Here is a 17,714-nt window from a genome sequence, read left to right on the forward strand (position 1 = left end):
AACGACGAACCACGCCGCGCTTTGCGCCGACGTGCGAACCACGCGAAGGAGGCCATCATGGGCTTGGACGAGGAACTGGAAACCATCGAGGACGGCGCCGAGACGGAAGCCGAGCAGATCGACCAGGAGACCGAACTCGAGGACGTCGAAGAGTTCCAAAACGACGAGGAGTTCGATCCTTCCGACGACGAGACCGACCTCGAGGAAGCCTACGAGGGCTTCTTCGCCGAGGAAGGCCCCGACGGAGAGGGCGAGACGTCGCTCGACGGCGAGGACGGGGGCCTGGCGGCCGTCGCGTCGCAGGCGGCGGGCATCGACCTGTCCGAGGAGGGCTTCCATATCGTCGACGGCGACGAGGCCGACGAGGAGGCGCAGCTCTACGAGAACGGCTCGCTCGACAGCTACGATGCCGATGCGCTGAACGAGGACGGCGACGCGACCGCCGGCTCCGTGCCTGAGGTCGACGAGGCGAACGCCCTCGAAGAGCTGGAGGACGGCCAAGACGACGACGTGCAGGACGTGGTCATCATCGAGCCGAGCGCCGAGGACGACGGCTACGAACTGGTGGAGCTCGAGCTCGACGATGACGACATCGTGCGCTACATCGAGGACGAGGACGGCGACGTCATCGGCTTCGTGCTCATGGAGGACGGCGAAGAGGCGGAGTACTACTACGTCGAAGAGGACGAGGAAGAAGCCGAAGAAGAGGACAACCCCTACGATCTGGGCATCACGAAGGAAGGTGTGGCCGAGGCCACGAACGATATGAACGCCATCTACAAGGACGGCATCGCCGTGGCGGCCGAGCTCAAGGGCGCCTTCGACGACATCAAGAGCGCGCTCGACTTCACGTCTTTTTTGAAGAAGTAGCCTGACGCAGCCTAGGAAACGCAAAGGAGCCCCGCGGCTGCGCGCCGACGGGGCTCCTGTTGTCAGTGGTGGAGGCGCGGAGAATCGAACTCCGGTCCATACTACCTTCTCCATGAGGCTCTACAAGCTTAGTCCGTGGTCGGGATTCGGATGCGGCCGGCCCGCGGACAAGCGAGACGCACCCTAGCCGGTTCGATCTTTGCCTGAGCCATACCGGCTACGTGCTCAAGCGCATTCCCCTAGGTTGATGCCGGACCGAGGGGCGGGGAAGTCCCAAGGCCGACAGCCAGGCGCTATTAAGCAGCCATGGCGAGCGCCGGAGCGCTCTGAGTGTTGTTCTTGCCAATTAAATTGACGGTACCCCTGTTTAACGTGGCGAGGAGACCACGACCTGCTCCTCATTTCAAACGTACCATGTCGAAACCAGTCGCCCCCCAGAAGAAGTGCGGGGTCGAAGGCCCACCTTGTCAATGTTCCCGCGGCTTTGCCGCGAACATCTATTCTATCCGCAGGCCGGCGTTTGTCAAGGATGATCGTGAGGCCGTGAACGAAGCGATGGCTGCGGCATCGCGGTGGAGCTTGCGGACGCCTCGTGCACGCCCCATGTCGAAATTGTGACAATCGCAGCCCGGTCGGAAAGCGAACCGTTTTGTTACAGGAGAATTACCCCCGACTTGCTACAATGGACGGAAGACCGAGACGTTTGAGAGTGATTATGAGCGAAAACAAGTCTGACAAGCCGTCGCGCGGTCGTCACGCCGCCGGCGCTCATCGCAACGATGGCGCGAGCAGCGGGCCTCTTCCGCAAACGCGACCGAAACCCGTCGTCCCTCCCGTGCAGCCTACGGCCGCCATGCCGCCGACCGCTTCGCCGTCGCGACCCGCCTCGGGGCAGGAGCCTCCGATGCGCTATGCAACCGACCAGGTGTTCAAGCCGCTCGATCCCATGCGCCCGGTCGATACGGCCCAGGCGTTCGCCGTCGAGCGCAAGCACAAGCCCTTGAAGATCCTCGGCATAACGTTCGGCGCGATCATTGCACTGCTTCTGATCGCGTATGCGGGAGTAGCGTTGTACTTCACCGACCGCTTCATGCCGAATTCGAACATCGGCGACATCAACGTGTCGCTCATGAGTGCGGGAGATGCCGAGAAAGTGCTGGTCGATTCCATCAAGGACTATGCCTTGTCCATCGACGGCCAGGGATTCTCGCTCAAGCTCACGGCCAGCGATGCGGGCCTGTCCATCGACGAGGGCAAGGTAGTACGCGACATGCTTTCCGACATGAACCCGTGGGCATGGCCGTTCGAACTGCAGAAAGACCACGACGAGACGGCCAAGCTCGTGGCCACGTACAACGGCACCGGTCTGGAAGACGCAATCCGTTCTGCGGTCGCAGCGTTCAACGAAGGAGCTGCGCAGCCTGTGAACGCGACGATCGGCTTCGACGATGCGCAGGCCTCCTTCGTCATCAAGCCCGAAGCCGTGGGCACGGCGCTCGATGCCGACGCGGTGATCAAGGCCGCCGATGAAGCGGTGGCCGACCTCGACCCGCAGGTGAAGCTGACCTCCGAGCAGCTGTTGAAGCCGACGGTGCTGTCCACCGACCCGAAGCTCACCTCGGCGGCTGACTCGGCGAACACCATGATCAAAGCCGATCTTGAGCTGCTCATGGCCGGTACGGTCGCCGGAACCGTGGACGCGAGCCTGATCTCCCAATGGGTTTCGCTCGACGACGAGCTGGCGGTCACGCTCGATGAAGGCGCGCTGACGGCTTGGGTCGACGAGCTGGCGGCCGTCTGCAACACCGTCGGCACGCAGCGCACCTACACACGGTCTGACGGCAAGGTGGTCACGGTGGCCGGCGGCACGTACGGGTGGGAAGTGGACAAGGACGCCTTGCTCGCCTTGGTGAAGGACGGCGTGGCGAACGGCGCCGCGAACACGGTGGACATCCCGTGCACGCAGACGGGCGACGCGTACAACGGCGCGGGCAGCCGGGATTGGGGCGCTCGTTACATGGACGTCGACCTGTCCGAGCAGCATGCGCGCTTGTACGACGCGTCGGGTGCCGTTATCTGGGAATCCGACATCATCACCGGCAAGCCTGACGGCGAGCACGACACGCCGACGGGCGTCTACATGGTGAACGCCAAGCAGAGTCCGTCGAAGTTAATCGGCTACAACGGCAACGAGAAGATCTACGAGACCGAGGTGCAGTACTGGATGCCGTTCGTTGGTAACTACATTGGGTTCCACGACGCCGATTGGCAGCCTGCGTTTGGCGGAACGCTGTACGCCGACGGCGCAGGCAGCCATGGCTGCGTGAACCTGCCGCCGTCGAAGGCAGCCGAGCTCTACGGCATGCTGTCGTCGGGCGACACGGTTGTGTCGCACTGGTAAAGCAGCGCTCCGATCCTACGCAACGGGCTCGCATCGAGCGGGCCCGTTTTTCGTCGCGAATAGGAATGATTAGCGTTCAGGCGTTTTCACACCACGGTGAGATCGGCCACGGCGAGGGGCACCGCGCGCGCCAGGTCGTCAGGCGTCATCTCGATCTGGCATCCGATGCGGCCGCCCGAGAATGCGATGCGCTCATGCAGCTGGCATGTCTCGTCGATGGCGGTGGGGAAGGCCTTTTTCATGCCGAGAGGCGAGCAGCCCCCGTGTACGTAGCCGGTCAAGGGCAGCAGCTCGCGCGAGCGGATCATCGCCACGGCTTTTTCGTTCACGACGTTTGCCGCCTTCTTGAGATCCAGCTCGCAGGCTACGGGGATCATGAACACGTAGTGCTCGCCCGACTTGCCGCGCGTGACCAGCGTCTTGAACACGGTGTCCGGATCGAGGCCCAGTATGCGCGCCACTTCCACGCCCGAGACGGCCTCGGGGCAGTCGAAGAAGCGCGCCTCGTACGGCGTTCCCGCCGTATCGAGCACGCGCATGGCGTTCGTCTTGCGGTCGTGTTCTTTGGCCATGGCTTTCTCGCGTTCACGCTAGCGGATGAAGCTCGTCATGATCTTCTGCTCGACGTTCGGCGCAGGCGCAGCGGACGTCGCCTGCAGCATCCAAGCCATGTTCGTGCCAAGCACACGCATGATCTGCAGACCCTCGGCATCCTGCCGTACGTCTTCGACGCTTCGGCCGTGCACCATGGGCCAGTAGTTGGACGATACCACCGGCATGCAGTTGATCTGAAAATACTTGTTGATCTGGTCGATGGCGGGCGTAGTGCCGGCGCGGCGCGCGGAGGCGACGGCGGCAGCGGGCTTGAAGCGCAGCCGTGCCGAGGCGGCGTAGAACAGGCGGTCGAGCACGGCCATCAGGGCGCCGTTCGCTCCCGCGTAGAACACCGGCGTGCCGACGACGAGGCCATCGGCTTCCACCGCCTTCTCGATGAGCCCGTTCGCAACGTCGTCGTCGAAGATGCAGCGGTTGTCGCCGCGCTTGGAGCAACCGCCGCAGCCCAGGCAGCCGCGAACGGGGTCGCGCCCGATCCAGGCGATCTCGGCGTCGACGCCTTGCGCTTCCAGCGCGCCGGCTACTTCGGACAGCGCGGTGTAGGTGCAGCGCTTCTCGTTCGGACTCCCGTTGACCAGCAGAACTTTCATGGGCCTCGCCTCGTTTCTCGTCTTGCTTCTTTCGCTCGTGAACCAGGTTAGCAGAAACTATGACCGGCCGGTATCGATTGCAAACAACGAACGAACCCTGCGGTATACTGGGGCGATGGATACCAACGAGACAACGATAGAGCCGCTCGAAGGCGCGGATGCGCCGCGCTTCGACAACGCGCCCATCGGCGTGTTCGACTCGGGGTTCGGCGGCCTTACCGTGGCGCGCGAGATCGCCAAGGAGCTACCGCGCGAATCCATCGTCTACCTGGGAGATTCGGCACGCTGCCCCTACGGGCCGCGCAGCTTGGACGAGGTCGACGGCTTCGTGCAGCAGATCGGCGCGTGGCTGGTCGAGCGCGGGGTGAAGCTCGTCGTCATCGCGTGCAACACGGCCACGGCGGCCGGCCTGTCGCATGCGCAGCGGACGTTTCCCGTGCCGGTCATCGGCGTGGTGGAGCCGGGCGCCCGCGCTGCGGCCCATGCCACGAAGAACCGCCGCGTGGGCGTGATCGCCACGAAGGCCACGGTGGAGTCGGACGCCTATACCAAGGCCATCCGCCATCTCGATGCCGGCATCACCGTGTTCTCCACGGCCACGCCGCGTTTCGTGGAGATAGCCGAGCAGGGCCTGCGCATGGCCGAGGGCCCCATCGAGGATTTCACCTCCCTCGTGTCCACCGTGTACATCCGTCCGGCGTTCCAGGAGATCGCCCGCGAGTACCTCGAGCCGCTGCGCCGCTGCGACATCGACACGCTCGTGCTGGGGTGCACGCACTTCCCGCTGCTCAAGGCGCTCATCGGCGGCGTGGTGGGACGCGATGTCACGCTGATCTCGGCGGCGCAGGAGGCGGCTCACGACGTGGCGCACATCCTTTCGCGCCGCGGCGCGCTGGCCTCGGAAGATCACGAGCCGAGCTACGACTTCTACACGACGGGGGAGGACGTGGAGGAATTCCGCAGCTTCGGCGCGCGCGTGTTCCGTACCGACATCGACCGGGTGGGACGCGTCGCGTTCCCTTCGTAGCGCAACCGTTCAAGGAGAAGGAGCTTCACCGTATGAAGACCATCGTCATCGCCAGCAACAACGCGCACAAGGCCGAGGAGATCGCCACGGCGCTCGCGTTCCCCGGTTGGGAGTTCCGCACGCTGCGCGAGCTGGGGCTGGACTCTGATCCGGCCGAGGACGCCGATTCGTTCGAGGGCAACGCGCGCATCAAGGCGCAGGCCGCCCGTGCGGCCAGCGGCGGCTTGGCCGTGCTCGCGGACGACTCGGGGCTTGCCGTGGACGCGCTCGACGGAGCGCCCGGCGTGCACTCGGCGCGCTACGCGGGCGAGCCGTGCGACGACGCGGCGAACAACGCCAAGCTGCTTGCTGAATTGGCCGACGTACCCGACGAGAAGCGCACGGGTCGCTTCGTGTGCACGCTCGTGTTCATCGACGAGGACGGAACCGAAACGGTCGCGCGCGGCACGATAGAGGGACGCATCGGCCGCGAGGAGCGAGGGCGTCACGGCTTCGGATACGACCCGCTGTTCCTTCCTGACATGTTCGAAGACGGCCGCACCCTGGCCGAGGCCTTGCCCGAAGAGAAGAACGCCGTGTCCCATCGCGGCAACGCCCTCCGTCAGCTGCGCGCGAAGCTCGCGCAGGGCGAGCGGTGAGGCTGCGTCGGCAATGTTACGTTGATGCACGCTTTTGACAAGCGAAACCGCCTGAAAAGCGCGTGATTGCTTGTCAAAAGCGTGCATCAGCTGCATGATCAGCTTTCGCCACTACGAGAAGAGGCAACGTGCCCGGTATCATCACGCATTCGAATTCGAGCATGAGCAGGCAAGCTCTTCGACAGCAGGCGGAAAAGCATCGTCTCGTGCGCCTGTTCCGTGGCGCGTACATGGACGCGCAGGAGTACGCGGCGCTCGATATCTCTGGAAGATACCGGGCTCGTGCCCAGGCGTTTCTTGCGACGCATGCGAAGCTTCGAGCGTGGGGGATCACCGCAGCCGCTCTTGAGGGCGCGCCGGTCCTCGGCGGAGCGCCTTTGCATTTCGGCGGCGCTCGAAGCCACGCTAAGAGCAAGCAGGACGGCTGCGCTTTTCACGAGGCTTCGCTTGAGACGCCATCGAACCCGGTAGCGCAAACGCTTTTCGAGTGCGCCTCGACCTCTCCTTTGCCGGATGCGCTTTTGGCTGCGAATTATCTGTTGCGTCGTTCTTCCGCGAAAGCGCAGGGCGGTCTTGTGGCATGCAGGGATATTGACGAGAGTACGACCGAAGCGCTCGTATGGGAGCCTGCAACCTCCGGGAGCGGGGAAGCGAGCAGCCGCTCTGCGTTCGATATCCGCATGCTCGACATGGAAGAACCTGAATTCCTTGCTAACTACAGCGCTGCGCGCGTGACCGGATTCGTTTCGCCGGAAGCCGAGCTTCTGTGGCTCGCCTTCGCGCAGCTCTGCTTCGCCAATGGAAGAAAACGCGGAGTGCGCAGCGCGTTGCAGGCAGGGCTGTACTTTACCGACCAGGTCGAATCGCCGGCTGAGTCGTTGCTGATCGCCCGTTGCGCCGAACTTGGCTTCGAAATTCCTTATCTGCAGGTCAACATTCTCGACCCTTCGAACGGGAGGCATCTTGGTCGCGTCGACGGGCTTTGGCCTTCTGAAGCCGTACAGAAGAGCCTCTATCGAAGCGATAGCAGGTTCGGGCGCTTTCTCCAATGTAGGCGGCTTGGAGACAACGGCTCCATCGTCATCGAATTCGACGGCAAGCTGAAGTACCGGCAGGATTATGCCGAAGTTTTGGAAAGAGAGCGACAGCGGCAAAATGCCATAGGGAATCTCGGGTTTCGGTTCGTGCGCATCGGCTGGGACGATCTCATGCGGCCCGAGCGCTTGCGTTCGATCCTCGAAGCGGCTCGCGTCCCGCGTTGCAGGTGAAAGCGGGGCGAACGTTTGAAGAAGTTGCGTGAATTGCTGCTTGATGCACGCTTTTGTCAACCATCTGCACCCAATAGAAGCGATTTCGCTTGTCAAAAGCGTGCATGAGGGAAAATGGTCGGGATGACAGGATTCGAACCTGCGACATCCTGCTCCCAAAGCAGGCGCGCTACCAAACTGCGCCACATCCCGACGCGAAAACGGCAGGAGTTAGTATAGCAGAACTCAGCCGAAGAACATCTCCGAATCATGCGCGGGCAACCTGATCTCCGCCGTACTTCGGTGCCAAGAGGGATGCCGGCCGCGCCAGCTGCCTCGCATGGATACTCGACAGCCTTGAGGGACCTCAAGCCCATGCAGGCGGGATGGCCGTCCGGTAACGGCTTGCTGCGCATTGCACACGCTGTGCTTCCGGAAGTGGGCTGTCGCTCTACTATTGGCGGAAACACTCGCCCGCGACCGAAGGACCCGCCATGGAAACCGCGCACCCTCTCACCGACGATCAGCGCGCCGCGCTGCTGGACACGCTGCAAGCGCGCTTCGAACGCAACGAGCGCCTTCATCCGGGTATCGCCTGGGAGAACGTGCGGGCGAAGCTGGAAGCGGACGACGGCAAGCTGCGCTCGCTCTTCGCGATGGAGAAGACGGGAGGACAGCCCGATGTGGTCGCCTACGATCACGCGGCAGATGCCTACGTGTTCTACGATTGCGCTCCCGAAAGCCCGGCAGGCCGCAGGAACCTGTGCTACGACCGTGCGGCTTGGGAGGCGCGCAAGCGCAACAAGCCCGAGGGCAACGCCGTCGACGCGGCTGCCGCGATGGGCATCGCGCTTTTGACCGAGGCGCAGTATCGCGCGCTGCAGGAACTGGGGGAGTTCGACGTCAAGACGTCGAGCTGGATCGAAACGCCCGTCGAGGTGCGCGCGCTGGGCGGCGCGCTGTTCTGCGATCGCCGCTTCAACCGCGTGTTCACCTTCCACAACGGCGCCGAGTCCTACTACGCTTCGCGCGGCTTCCGCGGCTCGCTGCGCGTGTAGCCCCTCGCTACTCGAGTGCCTGGTCGACGTCGAAGTAGCCGTCCCACGGGTCGTCGCCCTCGATGCGCGCGAGCGCGTCGTGCATCGTGAAGGCGTCGGGCGCCGCCTCGTCCAGCTCTTCCCAGCTGAGCGGCATCGATACGCGCGCGCCGCTGCGGGCGCGCAGGGAGTACGGGGCGATGCTCGTGGCGCCGCGCCCGTTGCGCATCCAGTCGATGAACACCTTGCCGGTGCGCTTCGCCAGGCGCACGTTGCTCGTGTAGCGGTCGGGCCACTTCTCGGCCATCACCTGGGCTGTGCGCCGCGCGAAGTCGTGGAACGCGTCCCAGGAAGCTGCCGGCTGAAACGGTAGCACCACATGGTAGCCCTTGCCGCCGCTCGTCTTGAGAAACGACTTCAGCCCCAGCTCGTCGAGGATGCCCTTCAGGTCTCGCACGCCGCGCCGCACCTGCTCGAGGCCGAGCCCCTTGTCGGGGTCGAGGTCGAATACCATCATGTCGGGCTGTTCGAGCGTGTCCACCCGGCTGCCCCAGAGATGGAACTCCAACGTGTCCATCTGCGCTTCCGACACGAGCCCGACGGCATCCTCCACGTAGAAGTACGGCTCCTCGTCGCCGCTGCTCGTGGGGATGTCCACGGTGCGCACGCCCGGGGTGGAAGGCCCGGGATGCTTCTTGAAGAAGCAGGCCGAATCCGCGCCGCGCGGGCATCGCACGATGCTGAGGATGCGGCCGGACGCGTAGGGCAGCATGCGGTCGGCCATGCTGGCGTAGTAGCGCACCACGTCCTCCTTCGTGATGGGTGGGTCTTCGAACAACAGCTTGCCGGGGTTCGTGATGCGAACGCCGTCGATGCGCAGCTCGCCGTTCTTCTCGTTGTCGGAATTCATGGGGCGCTCCAATCGGTCGGGGGTTTGCTCGTCAGGTTCCGATGCGGGTTCCCGTTGCACGTCGCGCGGGTCTTTGTCGGTGCGGATGCCCTGGTAGCTGGGGTGTCGCAGCAGGCCGTCCTCGGTCCATTCGGCGAATTTCACCTGCACGATCGTTTGGGGGTCCAGCCATACGACGCGCTCGCCCGGGCGCGGCTTCGGCGCGTCGGCGAAAGGCGCGTCCGGTCGCTCGAGGCCTTCGAACGCGGCCAGCAGCTCGCGCGAGGTCGCTTCGCTCAATCCCGAGCCCACGCGTCCGACGTACGCGAGCCGGCCGTCCTCGTACTGCCCCAGCAAGAGCGAGCTGATCCCGCGCACGCGCTTGGCGGACTGCGTGTATCCGCCGACGACGAATTCCCGCTCGTTTCCGCATTTCAGCTTGATCCAGTCTCCGTTGCGAACGCCGCGGTACGGCGAATCGGCCCGCTTGCCCACCACGCCTTCGAGATGCTGCTTGCAGGCGGCGCGGAAGCTGTCCGCACCGTTGCCGCGCACGTGCACGCTGTAGCGCAGGTTGTCGGGCGCGTCGCTCATCAGCGACTCCAGCAGCTCCTTGCGCTCGGCGAGCGGCCGGTCGCGCAGATCGTCTCCCTCGAACGCCAGCAGGTCGAACGCCACGTAGGCGGGGTGCTTGCCCGAAGGGTCGCGCAGGAAGTTCTGCAGCGCCTGGAAATCGGTCTTTCCGGCCTCGTCGGTTACCACGAGCTCGCCGTCGAGCACCATCGCTCGTCCCGCCGCCCAGTCTTCCAGGGAGCGCGCGATGGCGGGAAAGTGGCGGGTGTAGTCGTTGCCGTTGCGCGTGACGAGGCGCGCCCGGCCGCCTTCGACGTATGCGACGATGCGGTAGCCGTCGTACTTCACCTCGAACAGCCAGTTGTCGCCGGGCGGCGTCGAGCTCACCAGCTTGGCCAGCTCGACGTCCACGTGGTCGAAGGGGTTCGCGGCGAACGCCTCGTCTTCCCCGCGCGCGATCTCGTCCATGGTGCGCCCGGTTCGCACGGACGTTTCGAACCCATCGATGCCGGCATCCGCGCGCACGTAGTCGTCCTTCTCCTTGATGAGCAGCCAGTTCACGTCGCGCTCGCCCTTCTTCGGCTTCATATGCACGAGCACCCAGGCTCCTTTCAGGCGATGCCCGTGCAGCGCGAATTTCAGGTCGCCCTCGCGCAACCCCTGCTCCACGTCCACAAGCGGCTCCCACCAGCCTTCGTCCCACAGCATGACGGTGCCGCCGCCGTATTCGCCCTGCGGGATGGTGCCCTCGAAGGTGCGGTAGTCCAGCGGATGGTCCTCCACGCGCACGGCCAGCCTCTTATCGCGGGGGTTGTACGAAGGACCTTTGGGAACGGCCCAGCTCAGCAGCGTCCCGTTCCATTCGAGGCGCAGGTCGTAGTGGTCGCGCGAGGCCAGGTGGTGCTGCACCGCGAAGCGCAGGCGCCCGTCGCACCCGCCGGCGGCGCCGTCGTCGCGCGGCGCTGCGGTGCCGGGCGGCTCGGCCGTCCGGTCGAAGTTGCGCTTGCGGTTGTAGTCGTCCAAAGGGGAGGTCATGGGCACCTCGTGGTTCTTCTCGGATAATTTCGCTCGCATCGGGCGAACTTGCGGTACAATAGTCGCCGCGCAAAACGCGGGTGTGGTTCAATGGTAGAACCTGAGCCTTCCAAGCTCATGACGCGGGTTCGATTCCCGTCACCCGCTCCACGAATTTGCAGGCCGTGCACCCAGTGTGCACGGCCTTTTCTTTGCCGGCCGGCGTCGCGCCCGACTTGATTGCGCATCGTTACCGCCTGTTCGGCGTCTCGTCGACGCGTGTGCTCCCGGTGGATCGGGGGAGGGACGAGCTGCAAAAGGCTTCGGCATGAAAAAAAACCGCCCGCAGCGAGTGCGGACGGTCGATGGCGCAGGTGCTATGAAAGCGGCGCTAAGCGTTCGTCGAGCGCAGGTAGGCGATGATGTCGTCTGATTCGTAGAGGGGTTTGCCGTTGATGACGAGGCAGGGAACCTGCTTCTTTCCCCCGATGCGAACGAGGTCGTTCTGGTTGCCGGGTTGCAAGGTGTCTCGCGTGTCCATCGTGATCTTGTTGTCGTCCATGAAGCGTAGAACCTTTTGACAGAACGGGCACTGCTTCTTGTAGTACAACGTATGGTTCTCCATGTACGGCATGCGCAGCTCCTCTCGATGTGCGATCTAAGAATAGTCATGAGCTAAGAGGTTATAGAGCTTTCAATAGTACGCCATCGAATAAGAAGATCGAGTTAGCTTGCGAAGGATGTTGCCAATCGGTTGACAACGCCGCATCCTGCGTCCGAAAACAGAGCTGTCCGTCATCGCCTTGTGACTAACTTAGAACTTCCTATTGTATTTTAGAAAAAAGTTTGAGATAATAATTAAATTTTATTCAAATTGCCAAAAAAGGCAGGTACAAACGAAGCGCCGACGCAAGCAGAAGATGGCGCGCCCGGCAGGACTCGAACCTGCAACCGACGGATTAGAAGTCCGTTGCTCTATCCATTGAGCCACGGGCGCGTTTCAGCGAGCACCGGTATTATACCGTAAAACTCCCTCCTGCAACCGATGGATGCGCAGAGCGCACCGGCGGGGGAGCGATGGCTGAAAATTAGCCATATATCTGGCGTTTTGCGCTCGAAAGCTGCAAGAGTATCGGCTCGGGGCTCCTCGTGCTCTCAGCATCCGATCGGCATGCGGCGAAGCGATTGCATCCTAAATGCATCTTTTTGAATGTTTATGCATTCGAGTTAATCAAATATGCACTCCCAACGTCCGTCGATGGGGCGTTCCAGCCCTGAAAACCAGCTTCAGCAACCACTTCAACACTTTATCGCAATAAAGCAAATATGAAGAAACTGTGAATAGTACTCGGCTAGGTGATGACCATTCGCCGAAAAACCACGAGGTATGACGAGGGGTACCGTTTTGTTTCGTTTTTGTGGTTGCAATTTGATCCGAACCATGAGATTTTGGCGAGGTGAACGGACGCCCGGTGCGCAACGGGCGCTTCCGCAAGCCTAAAATCTGGAAAATGCATAAAGGAAAAGGAGGGTTGCTATGGCTGGTTTGAACGTCAAGAGCGAGATCAAGCCCTTGAAAAAAGTTCTTCTCCACCGCCCTGGTCGAGAGCTTCTGAACCTGACGCCGAACACGCTCGAAGAGCTGCTGTTCGACGACATCCCGTTTCTGAAGGTCGCTCAGGAGGAGCACGACGCTTTCGCGCAGATTCTGCGCGACAACGGCGTGGAGGTCGTGTACCTCGAGAAGCTCATGGCCGAGGTCCTCGATCAGAAACCCGAACTGCGCGAGAAGTTCCTCAAGCAGTGGATCGAAGAGGCCGGTATCCGCACCGACCGCTACCAGAAGATCATCTTCGACTATATGCAGGAGAACTACCCCGATAACCTCGACCTGGTCATGAAGACGATGGAGGGCATCAACCTCACCGAGCTTCACACCGACAAGTCGAACTCCCTGGTCGATCTCGTCAGCGAGTCCTCCAAGATGGTCATCGCTCCCATGCCGAACCTGTACTTCACCCGCGATCCGTTCGCGTCCATCGGCAACGGCGTGTCCATCAACCGCATGTACTCCGTCACGCGCAACCGCGAGACGATCTACGCCGAGTACATCTTCGGAAACCATCCGGACTTCGCGGATGTTCCCGAGTACTACAGCCGCTACAACACGTTCCACATCGAGGGCGGCGACATCCTCAACATCAACGACAAGGTGCTGGCCATCGGCATTTCCCAGCGCACCGAGCCCGACGCCATCGACGCCATCGCGAAGAACATCTTCGAGGACGAGACCAGCCCGGTCGAGACCATCCTGGCGTTCAACATCCCGAACAACCGCGCGATGATGCACCTTGACACGGTGTTCACCCAGATCGACGTCGACAAGTTCACCATCCATCCCGGCATCATGGGCCCGCTGACCGTCTTCGAGATCACCGCCGAGGGCGACGGTATCAAGGTCAAGGAGATGAGCGGCAAGCTCGAGGACATCCTCGAGAAGTACGTCGGCAACCCCGTGGAGCTCATTCCCTGCGGCGGCGGCGACCGCATCGCGGCCGAGCGCGAGCAGTGGAACGACGGCTCGAACACGCTGTGCATCGCGCCGGGCACCATCGTGGTGTACGAGCGCAACGACGTGACGAACGCGCTGCTCAAGGAGAAGGGCCTCAAGGTTCTCGAGATGCCCTCCGCCGAGCTGTCTCGCGGCCGTGGCGGCCCGCGCTGCATGAGCATGCCGCTTGTGCGCGAGGACTAAGGTACCAAGCTCGTGCGCAGCTGCATGCGCACGAGTGCTATGAGAGCTACCCTTGCCTTTTCCGGATTGCCGGGGCCGTGCAACGCGGCCCTGGCGTTCGAAAAGGGGCGGACGGAAACTTGGCTCTATCCGCCGGTGCGTATTTTGTTTTGTTCTGTAAGCAACGTTGAAAGGAATGATCTATGCCTACTAGCCTGAGCGGTCGCGACTTCCTGCGCCTCCTCGACTTCACCACCGAGGAAATCGAGTACCTGCTGAAGTTGTCCCGCGAATTCAAGAACCTGAAATTGACCGGTACCCCCCATCGTTACCTCGAGGGCAAGAACATCGTCCTGCTGTTCCAGAAGACGTCCACCCGCACGCGCTGCGCGTTCGAGGTCGGCGCCATGGATCTCGGCATGGGCGTGACCTACCTCGATCCGGGCAGCTCCCAGATGGGCAAGAAGGAGTCCATCGAGGACACCGCCCGCGTGCTCGACCGTTTCTACGACGGCATCGAATTCCGCGGCTTCGCGCAGTCCGACGTGGAAGAGCTGGCTGCCGGCGCTTCCGTGCCGGTGTGGAACGGCCTGACCACCGAGTGGCATCCCACCCAGATGCTCGCTGACATCCTGACGGTTCAGGAGAACTTCAACTACGACATCAAGGGCAAGACGCTGGTGTTCATGGGCGATGCTGCCAACAACGTGGCTCGTTCGCTCATGGTCGTGTGCGCCAAGCTGGGCCTGAACTTCGTCGCCTGCGGCCCCAAGGAGAACATGCCGGCCGCCGACCTCGTGGAGACCTGCGAGGCCATCGCCGCCGAGAACGGCTGCACGATCAAGCTGACCGAAGACGTGAAGGATGCCTGCACGGGCGCCGACGTCATCTACACCGACGTGTGGGTGTCCATGGGCGAGCCCGACGAGGTGTGGGCCGAGCGCATCAAGCTCCTCGAGCCTTACCGCGTGACGGAGGAAGTCATGGCCATGGCCAGCAAGGACGCCATCTTCCTGCACTGCCTGCCGTCGTTCCACGACACCAACACCACCACCGGTGCCGACATCGCCGAGCGCTTCGGCGTCACGGAGATGGAAGTCACCGACGGCGTGTTCGAGTCCAAGCAGTCCAAGGTGTTCGACGAGGCCGAGAACCGCATGCACACCATCAAGGCCGTCATGTACGCGACGCTCTCCTAACTCAGAAAGACTAGGTGAACAAACATGCCTTATCAGAAGGGTGAAGGTAAGTCGGTTGTCATCGCGCTCGGCGGCAACGCTCTGGGCAACACGCCCCGGGAGCAGCTCGAGCTCGTGAAGGCGACGGCGAAGAACATCGTCGACATGGTCGAAGAGGGCATCAACGTCGTGGTCTCCCACGGCAACGGCCCCCAGGTCGGCATGATCAACAACGCGTTCGCGTACGCGTCCGCCAACGACGGCAAGACCCCGGAGATGCCGTTCCCCGAGGCCGGCGCCATGAGCCAGGGCTACATCGGCTATCAGCTGTCCCAGGCCATCCTGAACGACCTGAAGCATCGCGGCATCAACCGTTCTACGGCGTGCGTCGTGACCCAGACGGTCGTGGATCCCGAGGATCCGGCGTTCCAGAACCCCACGAAGCCGGTTGGCGCCTTCCTCACCGAGGAAGAGGCCAAGGCCAAGGCCGAGGAGACGGGCTGGACGTTCAAGGAGGACGCGGGCCGCGGCTGGCGCCAGGTCGTCGCCTCGCCGAAGCCGGTGCGCATCGTCGAGTTCGACGCGGTCAAGGACCTCATGGACGGCGGTTACGTGGTCGTGTCCACGGGCGGCGGCGGCGTGCCGGTGTTCGAGAAGGAAGGCCTGTACGAGGGCGTTCCCGCGGTCATCGACAAGGACCGTTCTTCCGCCAAGCTGGCCGCCGACTTCGGCGCCGACATGCTGGTCATCCTGACGGCTGTCGAGAAGGTTTGCGTGAACTTCGGCAAGCCCGACCAGGCCGAGATCGACACGATGACCATTGCCGAGGCTGAGGAGTTCATCGCCCAGGGCCAGTTCGCCCCCGGCTCCATGCTCCCGAAGGTGGAGGCGTGCATCGAGTACGTGCGCGCGTTCCCCGAGGGCAAGGCTCTCATCACGTCGCTCGAGTGCGCCGCTGCCGGTATCGAAGGCAAGACGGGCACCGTCATCACGGCGTAAAGCTTTTTTGCGTGTGAGCGGAAGGCTTCCCCCAGCTTCCGCACGATGGGCGGTGGCATGCGTTTCGGCGCATGCCACCGCAACAGGGGTACAGCGGTCTGCGGTTACGCTTCCGCTGATCCGCTTGAAAATTTCTCGTTCGCCAAAATATCCGACTCGATCCTCATAATTAGGAAGGGTTGTTATGACCGAGAAAGCAAAAGAAAAGAGCAAGAAAAAGCGATCTATATCATCGTTTACCATCCTGCTGATCATCCTGATCGTGCTGGCGCTGGTCACGGTAGTGATGTCGCTGGCCGGTGTGGAAGGGGTCCAAGGCGCCACGGTCGCCAATGTGGCCACGGCTCCCGTCAAGGGCTTTACCGACGCCCTGCCTGTTTGTCTGTTCGTGTTGATCCTGGGCGGTTTCCTGGGTATCGTCACGGAAACGGGCGCGCTGGACGCCGGTATCGCAGCGCTGGTGAAGAAGCTCAAGGGCAATGAGCTCATCCTCATTCCCATTCTGATGTTCATCTTCTCCATCGGCGGTACGACGTACGGTATGTGCGAGGAAACGGTTCCATTCTACCTGCTGCTCGCGGCCACCATGGTCGCCGCAGGCTTCGACAGCGTTGTCGGTGCCGCGGTCGTGCTGTTGGGTGCCGGTTGCGGCGTGCTCGGTTCGACGGTCAACCCGTTTGCCGTCGGAGCTGCCGTGGACTCTTTGAGCTCTTCCGGCATCGTTATCAACCAGGGCACCATCATCCTGCTGGGCGTGGTGCTGTGGCTCGTGACGCTGGCGATCTCCATCGTCTTCGTCATGCGCTACGCGAAGAAGGTCAAGGCCAACAAGGGTTCCACCATCCTGTCTCTGCAGGAGCAGGAAACCATGAAGGCCGAGTTCGGCGAGGCACAGCAGGAAGCCGAAACCGCTGAGGCGAACCCGAACGAGAAGCTTATGACGGGTCGTCAGAAGTGGACGCTCATCGTGTTCGCCCTGACGTTCGTAGTCATGATCGTCGGCTTCATCCCTTGGGGCGACTTCGGCGTCGAGGTGTTCGATGCCGGTGCGGCGACGGAAGAGGTCACCACGCAGGTTAGCGGCGACGACATCTCCGCGGCTTGGACCGACAAGAAGGTTGGTGGCGAGATTACGTTCGACGGCGATGTGACCGGCACGGTCACGGCCGAAGAAGAGATCTCCCAGGGTTGGTCCGCGTTCCTGACGGGTCTGCCGTTGGGTCAATGGTACTTCGATGAGGCTTCCACCTGGTTCCTCATCATGGCTATCATCATCGGTATCGTGGGTGGCGTGTCCGAGAGCCGTTTCGTCAAGGCATTCATCAACGGCACCGCCGATATGATGAGCGTCGTGCTGATCATCGCCATGGCTCGTTCTATCACCGTGCTTATGGGCGAGACCGGTCTCGACATGTGGATCCTGAACAACGCGGCGAACGCTCTGAACGGTTTGTCGGCGGTCATCTTCGCGCCGATGTCGTTCTTGCTGTACATCGTGCTGTCGTTCTTGATCCCGTCGTCGTCCGGCATGGCCACGGTGTCCATGCCCATCATGGGCCCGCTGGCGAACTCGCTGGGCTTCTCGACCGACGTCATGATCATGATCTTCAGCGCCGGCAACGGCCTGGTGAACCTGTTCACCCCGACGAGCGGTGCTATCATGGGCGGTTTGGCGCTGGCCAAGGTGGAATACTCCACATGGCTGAAGTTCGGCGGCAAGCTGTTCGTGGTGCTGGGCGTCGCCTGCGTGATCATCTTGACGGTTGCGATGATGGTTATCCCGGGCACCGCGTAAGCGTGCAACCCGCGGCATAGCCGCAATGAACCGACGCGTTTCGAGGATCCCCTGCTTCGGCGGGGGATCCTTTTTCGCGTGCGGGAATGAGACGGGGGGGGGATGAG

At 62.6% G+C, this 17,714-nt stretch carries 14 protein-coding genes, 3 tRNA genes and 1 other RNA gene; 11 read left to right on the top strand and 7 right to left on the bottom strand.

Translation table 11 applies throughout. The features are described from left to right. The first annotated feature begins 57 nt into the window (after positions 1 to 57). On the top strand, positions 58 to 870 hold the full coding sequence (locus tag GT613_RS04550; protein WP_009304172.1) for a hypothetical protein: 813 nt from the start codon (positions 58 to 60) through the stop codon (positions 868 to 870). 66 nt (positions 871 to 936) lie between these two features. Here GT613_RS04550 and ssrA read toward each other — a convergent pair. Next, positions 937 to 1,305: a transfer-messenger RNA gene (gene ssrA, locus GT613_RS04555) on the bottom strand. Between the two features lie 469 nt (positions 1,306 to 1,774). Here ssrA and GT613_RS04560 point away from each other — a divergent pair. Continuing rightward, entirely contained in the window at positions 1,775 to 3,271 is a 1,497-nt protein-coding gene (locus GT613_RS04560; protein WP_114550790.1) for a L,D-transpeptidase family protein, read from the top strand. An 86-nt stretch (positions 3,272 to 3,357) separates the two neighbouring features. Here GT613_RS04560 and ybaK read toward each other — a convergent pair whose 3' ends face one another. Both ybaK and GT613_RS04570 read right to left on the bottom strand, forming a co-directional pair. Further along, on the bottom strand, positions 3,358 to 3,843 hold the full coding sequence (gene ybaK, locus GT613_RS04565; protein ID WP_086414493.1) for a Cys-tRNA(Pro) deacylase: 486 nt from the start codon (positions 3,841 to 3,843) through the stop codon (positions 3,358 to 3,360). 18 nt (positions 3,844 to 3,861) lie between these two features. Continuing rightward, positions 3,862 to 4,476: a flavodoxin family protein gene (locus GT613_RS04570; RefSeq protein WP_086414494.1), complete on the bottom strand. Its 615-nt coding sequence runs from the start codon at positions 4,474 to 4,476 to the stop codon at positions 3,862 to 3,864. A 115-nt stretch (positions 4,477 to 4,591) separates the two neighbouring features. Between GT613_RS04570 and murI the strand changes: the two genes are divergently transcribed. The 3 genes from murI (at position 4,592) to GT613_RS04585 (ending at position 7,409) form a co-directional block, all read left to right on the top strand. Continuing rightward, positions 4,592 to 5,503: a glutamate racemase gene (murI, locus tag GT613_RS04575; protein WP_161172518.1), complete on the top strand. Its 912-nt coding sequence runs from the start codon at positions 4,592 to 4,594 to the stop codon at positions 5,501 to 5,503. 32 nt (positions 5,504 to 5,535) lie between these two features. Continuing rightward, complete coding sequence (rdgB, locus tag GT613_RS04580; protein ID WP_015760860.1) at positions 5,536 to 6,141, top strand: RdgB/HAM1 family non-canonical purine NTP pyrophosphatase; 606 nt, start codon at positions 5,536 to 5,538, stop codon at positions 6,139 to 6,141. Positions 6,142 to 6,269: 128 nt separating this feature from the next. Then, positions 6,270 to 7,409: a hypothetical protein gene (locus GT613_RS04585; RefSeq protein WP_086414495.1), complete on the top strand. Its 1,140-nt coding sequence runs from the start codon at positions 6,270 to 6,272 to the stop codon at positions 7,407 to 7,409. A gap of 115 nt (positions 7,410 to 7,524) precedes the next feature. Here the strand turns inward: GT613_RS04585 and GT613_RS04590 are convergent. Then, positions 7,525 to 7,601: transfer RNA gene (locus GT613_RS04590), tRNA-Pro, on the bottom strand. Between the two features lie 281 nt (positions 7,602 to 7,882). On the opposite strand from GT613_RS04590, the gene GT613_RS04595 reads away from it, so the two are divergent. Further along, on the top strand, positions 7,883 to 8,446 hold the full coding sequence (locus GT613_RS04595) for a DUF4256 domain-containing protein (RefSeq protein ID WP_161172519.1): 564 nt from the start codon (positions 7,883 to 7,885) through the stop codon (positions 8,444 to 8,446). 7 nt (positions 8,447 to 8,453) lie between these two features. On the opposite strand, the gene ligD is transcribed toward GT613_RS04595, so the two are convergent. Further along, positions 8,454 to 10,922 (bottom strand): DNA ligase D, encoded by a 2,469-nt coding sequence (gene ligD / locus GT613_RS04600; protein WP_015760857.1) that lies wholly within the window; start codon positions 10,920 to 10,922, stop codon positions 8,454 to 8,456. A gap of 76 nt (positions 10,923 to 10,998) precedes the next feature. Here ligD and GT613_RS04605 point away from each other — a divergent pair. Next, positions 10,999 to 11,072 (top strand) — tRNA-Gly (locus GT613_RS04605). A gap of 220 nt (positions 11,073 to 11,292) precedes the next feature. On the opposite strand, the gene GT613_RS04610 is transcribed toward GT613_RS04605, so the two are convergent. Both GT613_RS04610 and GT613_RS04615 read right to left on the bottom strand, forming a co-directional pair. After that, the gene (locus tag GT613_RS04610) at positions 11,293 to 11,535 is read right to left on the bottom strand and encodes a glutathione S-transferase N-terminal domain-containing protein (RefSeq protein WP_009304186.1); all 243 of its coding nucleotides are present in this window, start codon (positions 11,533 to 11,535) and stop codon (positions 11,293 to 11,295) included. 287 nt (positions 11,536 to 11,822) lie between these two features. Beyond that, positions 11,823 to 11,898 (bottom strand) — tRNA-Arg (locus tag GT613_RS04615). Between the two features lie 540 nt (positions 11,899 to 12,438). On the opposite strand from GT613_RS04615, the gene arcA reads away from it, so the two are divergent. From arcA to GT613_RS04635, 4 genes are all read left to right on the top strand, one after another. After that, entirely contained in the window at positions 12,439 to 13,656 is a 1,218-nt protein-coding gene (gene arcA / locus GT613_RS04620) for an arginine deiminase (protein ID WP_009304187.1), read from the top strand. A 182-nt stretch (positions 13,657 to 13,838) separates the two neighbouring features. After that, complete coding sequence (gene argF / locus GT613_RS04625) at positions 13,839 to 14,834, top strand: ornithine carbamoyltransferase (protein ID WP_009304188.1); 996 nt, start codon at positions 13,839 to 13,841, stop codon at positions 14,832 to 14,834. 24 nt (positions 14,835 to 14,858) lie between these two features. Continuing rightward, complete coding sequence (gene arcC, locus GT613_RS04630; protein ID WP_161172520.1) at positions 14,859 to 15,812, top strand: carbamate kinase; 954 nt, start codon at positions 14,859 to 14,861, stop codon at positions 15,810 to 15,812. 184 nt (positions 15,813 to 15,996) lie between these two features. Continuing rightward, complete coding sequence (locus GT613_RS04635) at positions 15,997 to 17,607, top strand: YfcC family protein (RefSeq protein WP_009304190.1); 1,611 nt, start codon at positions 15,997 to 15,999, stop codon at positions 17,605 to 17,607. Positions 17,608 to 17,714: the final 107 nt, after the last annotated feature.

The sequence above is a fragment of the Eggerthella sp. BIOML-A4 genome (genome assembly GCF_009875575.1).
GTDB lineage: Bacteria > Actinomycetota > Coriobacteriia > Coriobacteriales > Eggerthellaceae > Eggerthella > Eggerthella lenta.